Genomic DNA, 5,872 nt, shown 5'->3' with positions numbered 1-5,872 from the left:
CCTGTTATGACGCCACGCCGCACTGCTTGTGACACATCGTTTTCACTGTAATGTCCCGCCATTTCATCGGGACTGAGCACAGGGAACATGGTTTGGGCGACGATACTCCCATGGCGGTACTGTCCGCCAAACAGCGGCCGCTGTACGACTATTTCCGTCAGCAGTTTGCTCAGGTCACCAACCCGGCGATCGATCCGCTGCGTGAAGCGATTGTCATGTCGCTGGAAACCTGTGTCGGCGCTGAGCGCAATGTGTTCGAGGAAACCGCCGAGCACGCCAATCGGGCGATTCTCAGCAGCCCGGTTATGTCGCCCGCCAAGTGGCGCACATTGATGAATCTCGAGCGCCCGGGTTTCGCCGTCCAGCGCATCGAGCTGAACGTCGCGGCGGACATGCCCCTGGGCGAAGCGGTCAAGGACATCGCATTGCAAGCCGAAGCCGCAGTACGCGAGGGCAAGACGCTGCTGGTGCTCAGCGACCGCTATATCGAAGAAGGCAAGCTGCCGGTTCATGCGGCTCTGGCCGTGGGCGCGGTGCATCACCATCTGATCGAAGTGGGCCTGCGATGCGACTGCAACATCCTGGTTGAAACCGCTACTGCTCGCGATCCGCATCACTACGCGGTACTGATCGGCTTTGGCGCTACTGCGGTCTATCCGTACCTGGCCTACGAAGTGCTTGGCGACCTGATTCGTACCGGTGAAGTCATCGGTGACCTCTATGAGGTGTTCAAGAGCTACCGCAAGGGCATTTCCAAGGGCCTGTTGAAGATCCTGTCGAAGATGGGTATCTCCACCATCGTCTCCTACCGCGGCGCGCAGCTGTTCGAAGCGGTCGGCCTGGCCGATGAGATCGTCGACGTCTGCTTCCGCGGTGTGGTCAGCCGGATTCAGGGCGCGCGCTTCAGTGATCTGCAAATGGAGCAGGGTCTGCTGGCCAACGAAGCCTGGAATCCGCGCAAGGCGATCCAGCAGGGCGGTCTGCTGAAGTTCATCTTTGGCGGCGAATACCACGCCTACAACCCGGACGTCGTGCGGGCGCTGCAGGATGCAGTACAGGGCGACAGCTACGACAAGTATCTGGAGTACGCGGGACTGGTCAACAGCCGTCCGGTTGCCTCCCTACGCGACCTGCTGCGCCTGCGTGACGATCAGACGCCAATCGATATCGACCAGGTCGAGCCTTTGGAGAGCATCTTCAAGCGTTTCGATTCGGCCGGTATTTCCCTGGGGGCATTGTCGCCGGAAGCCCACGAAGCGATTGCCGAGGCGATGAACCGCCTTGGCGCGCGTTCGAACTCGGGTGAAGGCGGTGAGGATCCTGCCCGTTACGGCACTTCGCGCAGCTCCAAGATCAAGCAGATCGCTTCTGGCCGTTTCGGTGTCACCCCGGAATATCTGGTCAATGCCGATGTGCTGCAGATCAAGGTGGCCCAAGGCGCCAAGCCAGGCGAGGGCGGCCAGTTGCCCGGCGGCAAGGTCAACGAGCTGATTGCCCGGCTGCGCTACGCAGTGCCCGGCGTGACGCTGATTTCACCGCCGCCGCACCACGACATCTACTCGATTGAAGACCTGGCCCAGCTCATCTACGACCTCAAGAATGCCAATCCGGAGGCGCGCATCAGCGTGAAGCTGGTGAGCGAGGCGGGCGTGGGCACCGTGGCCGCGGGTGTTGCCAAGGCCAAAGCCGACCACATTCTTATTAGCGGACACAGCGGGGGCACCGGAGCCTCGCCGCAGACGTCGATCATGCATGCGGGGCTGCCGTGGGAGATGGGCCTGGCGGATGCGCATCAGATGCTCACGAAGCAAGGCCTGCGCAACCGCGTGAGCCTCGAAACCGACGGCGGTCTGCGCACCGGGCGCGATGTTGTGATTGGGGCGCTACTGGGGGCGCGGGAGTTTGGGTTCTCCACCGCGCCGCTCATCTCGCTGGGCTGCATCATGATGCGCAAGTGCCACCTGAACACGTGTCCGGTGGGCATCGCCACGCAAGACCCCGAGCTCCGCGCGAAGTTCGACGGCACGCCCGAGCAGGTCATCAACTACTTCTACCTGATTGCCGAAGAAGTCCGCTCGCACATGGCGCGGCTCGGTGTGCGCACGTTCAACGAGCTTGTGGGACGCACCGATCGGCTGCTGCCACATCCCGACGCTCAACGCCGCGGACTGGAACTGGGATCGCTGCTTACGCAGGGGCATGTGCCCGCAGCTTTGCGCGAAGATGCCGCCGCCACCGCCCAGGATCACGGACTCGACGAAGCCCTCGACCATGCGCTTATCAACCAGGCCGCTCCGGCGCTCAACGAGGGCACCCCGGTCACGCTCGATGTACCCATCACGAACCAGAACCGCACCGTCGGCACGCTGCTCAGCCGCGCAGTGGTGCAGGCGCACGGCGACGACGGCCTGCCCACCGACACCATCACGCTCCGCTGCACCGGCACTGCCGGACAGAGTTTTGCGGCGTTTGGGATGCGCGGGCTCACGTTCGATGTGCGCGGCATTGCCAACGACTACCTGGGTAAGGGCCTCTCTGGAGCGCGCATCGTGCTGCGTCCGCCCGAAGATGCCGGTTATCGCCCCGAAGACGCCACCGTCACCGGCAACGTGGCGCTCTACGGGGCCACGAGCGGTCGGCTGCTCTGTCGCGGACAGGCGGGCGAGCGCTTTGCGGTGCGCAACAGTGGGGCCGAGGCGGTGGTCGAGGGCGTGGGCGATCACGGCTGCGAATACATGACCGGCGGATGCGTGGTCGTGCTTGGCTCCACCGGACGCAATTTTGCGGCGGGGATGAGTGGCGGTCTCGCCTACGTGTGGGACCGTGCGGGCACGTTCAGGCGTCGCTGCAACACCAAAATGGTCGATCTGCACGACGTACCACCCGGCTCCGATGACGCCCTCCGCATCCACCAACTCGTGGATGCCCACCACAACGCCACCGGCAGTCCCACCGCACAGACCGTACTCGATCGCTGGCCTGACATCTGCACCGAGTTCGTGAAGGTCTTTCCGAAGGCGTTTAAGGATGCTCTGAAGAACGGGCCTCCATTCGAAGATGTGGACGCCACGCCTGCAGAAGATGAGGCGGTTGTGAGGCCGTAGTGCTCTGTCACACGTGATTCATAGGGTAATGCACGAACTCCTATTTTATAGTCATCCAGATCCTGAATCGAGTTCAGGACAGGCAAGGCGCCCCTGGCGCCGCTGATCCGGGATCTTTTGTGACCTTTCATGCCAATCATTCGCCCACGCTACCCAACCATTGACCTGTGACACACCAGTAGTGGTGTGTGACACCTGAAAGTTATGGTCCAAAACTGTCATTACGAGGAGGGAGCCTGCAACCGACGCGGCGCTCGGCGCACAACCTGACAGATCATGTGGATTGGGATACTTCGGCGCGAGTCCCCTCCATCCTACCCTTCCTCCCCGGGGAGGAAGGAACCAGAGGGCGTCCTCTTGAAGTCCCCCTCGGAGGAGGAGGATTTAGGGGGAGGGATTCCGTGCTCTCAAACCGCCCAAACAACCACATACGACACCGTACTACGGACGCGTAATGACAAGTTTGCGATTTTTCACTGGTACCTTTGGATGTTAAAGATAGACACATGAGTAAGTCGCCCGGCTCAAGTTTGCATCCAGGGCGAGCCCGCTACTGGATAAACGTCGACATCCCCGGTTCAAACAGGTCTACTCTCGCCACGACATAACCAGTACCCCTACCCTATGCCCGATCCCAAAGCCTTCATCCACCAGCCGCGCGAGAATCTGCCCAAGCGCTCGGTCGAAGAGCGGATCCAAGACAACGACCCGGTCTATCTACCGGTCGTTGACGAACAAGCTCGCGCGCAGTCGCATCGGTGCATGGACTGCGGCGTGCCGTTCTGCCAGTCGGGCTGCCCGCTCGGCAACCGCATCCCCGACTGGAACATGCTGGTTAGTGAGGGCAATTGGAAAGCCGCGTACGAGCAGCTTGCCGCTACGAACAACTTCCCCGAGTTTACCGGACGCATCTGCCCGGCGCCGTGCGAGTCGGCGTGTGTGGCTGGACTCGTGGCCGAGCCGGTGGCCATTGAGCAGATCGAGCAGGCCATCGTTGAGCACGCCTTTCGTGAGGGGTGGGTGCAGCCGAATCCGCCCGACACGCGCACCGATTTCCAGGTCGCCGTTGTAGGCTCTGGCCCCGCCGGACTCGCCTGCGCGCAGCAGCTCAACCGAGCCGGCCACAGCGTCACCGTCTACGAGCGCGATGACCGTCCCGGTGGACTCTTGCACTCGGGCGTGCCCAACTTCAAACTGCCGCAGTCCATCATCGACCGTCGCATCGACTTGCTGCGTGCCGAGGGCATCCAGTTTGAGTGTGGGGTTGAAGTGGGCACCGACCGCTCCATCGATACGCTCCATGCCAGCGCCGATGCTGTCGTGCTCTGCATCGGATCGCTGCGCCCGCGTGATCTGCCCGTGCCGGGGCGCGAGCTTGACGGCATCCACTTTGCCTGGCCGTATCTGCATCGCCAGAGTCACATCGCCACCGACGGCAGCGCACCCGACCTCGACTATCTGCCGGAAATCGATGCCGAAGGGAAGCACGTGGTGGTGCTGGGCGGCGGCGACACCGCGAGCGACTGCATCGGCACCGCACACCGACAGGGCGCCGCCTCCATCACCAACATTACGCATGGTCCACAGCCGCCCACCGAGCGCCCCGACGACCACCCGTGGCCGTTTGCGCCCGGCACGCTCACCGTCAGCATCTCGCACGAAGAAGGCGTCGAGCGCGTCTGGAATACCGATGTGATCGCGTTTGAGGGCGACGGTCACGTGGAGCGCATCCGCTGTGCCGATGTGCGCTGGCACCACGACAACGGGCAGCGCCGCAAAGAGCACATCTCTGGCACCGAACGCACGCGTCCGGCGGATCTGGTGCTCCTCGCCATCGGCTACGAGGGGCCCGAGCGCGAAGCCCTGCTCGATCCGCTCAATGTGTCGCTCGACGACCGGGGCCGCGTTGCCACCGATGCCGACTACACGACCGATACGCCCGGCATCTTCTCGGCGGGCGATGCCACACGGGGCGCCTCCCTCGTCGTGTGGGCCATCGCCGACGGACGCGAGTGTGCCCGCACCGTCGACCGCTACCTCACCGGCCACACCACGCTCCCCACTCGCGGCGATGGCGACCTGCGGTGACAATGCTCTCGAACGGGTTTTCTCTAAAGACCTGACAGGTCTCCGAGACCTGTCAGGTCTAACGGGAAGCCCCTCGTACATCATCCCGGACACAACGCAGCCCCGACCTGGGATCCATCCCTTCCATGTTCAGGCGTTGCATCTTGATAGCGGGACTGCTACGTTGCGTGTGCCCGTTCACGCATCCGCCCATTTGTACCGTCGGCCCTTTTGATGTGCACTCAATACGCTGTTTCTCAGCACCGCTTCCGATGGCTGGTTCTGGGGATAATCAGTGTGCTCGCAGGCACGGTCCTGTGCCCTGATTGGGCAGAAGCCCAGCCGACTGCCCCGCCCGATACCCTCTACCCTGTCGTCCGTACCGTGCCGCCCGGCATCTACGACGGCAACGACGAAACCTGGGCGCTGGCTCAAGACGCACGCGGGCTCCTCTACATGGCTATCCAGCGGTCCATCCGTCAGTTTGATGGCGTGGAATGGCGGCGCTTCGCATTTCCCGATGGTAGTCCCGTGCGCAGCCTGGCCCCTGGCCCCGACAGCACGCTTTTCATGGGCGGCGTAGGCACCGTCGCCCAGCTGCGTCCCGATGCCCAGGGCACCTTTGCTGTGCATCCCCTGCGCCACGCCGTGCCCGACTCGCTCCGCGAAGCCCCCACCTTCTTCGACGTGCACACCGCCCG

At 63.1% G+C, this 5,872-nt stretch carries 1 protein-coding gene and 2 pseudogenes; all 3 read left to right on the top strand.

Annotated elements, in window-relative coordinates; translation table 11 throughout:
- Window positions 1-92 precede the first annotated feature (92 nt).
- Window positions 93-3,104: pseudogene (gene gltB, locus R6U20_RS02180) on the top strand (glutamate synthase large subunit); the annotation flags it as partial.
- A gap of 624 nt (window positions 3,105-3,728) precedes the next feature.
- Window positions 3,729-5,192 carry a glutamate synthase subunit beta gene (locus R6U20_RS02175; protein WP_410336233.1) on the top strand — a complete coding sequence of 488 codons (1,464 nt, stop codon included), beginning with the start codon at window positions 3,729-3,731 and terminating at the stop codon, window positions 5,190-5,192.
- A gap of 276 nt (window positions 5,193-5,468) precedes the next feature.
- A pseudogene (locus R6U20_RS02170) lies at window positions 5,469-5,872 on the top strand (hypothetical protein); the annotation flags it as partial.

It is taken from the genome of Longimonas sp., from assembly GCF_046498435.1.
Classification (GTDB): domain Bacteria; phylum Bacteroidota; class Rhodothermia; order Rhodothermales; family Salinibacteraceae; genus Longimonas.
The sequence above is the reverse complement of the archived record's forward strand: the minus strand, read 5'-3'. Positions and strand labels throughout refer to the sequence as shown.

What these genes read in the sequence shown, in the direction of transcription:
- R6U20_RS02175 (WP_410336233.1), top strand. Translation starts at nt 3,729, where the DNA reads ATGCCCGATCCCAAAGCCTTCATCCACCAGCCGCGCGAGAATCTGCCC.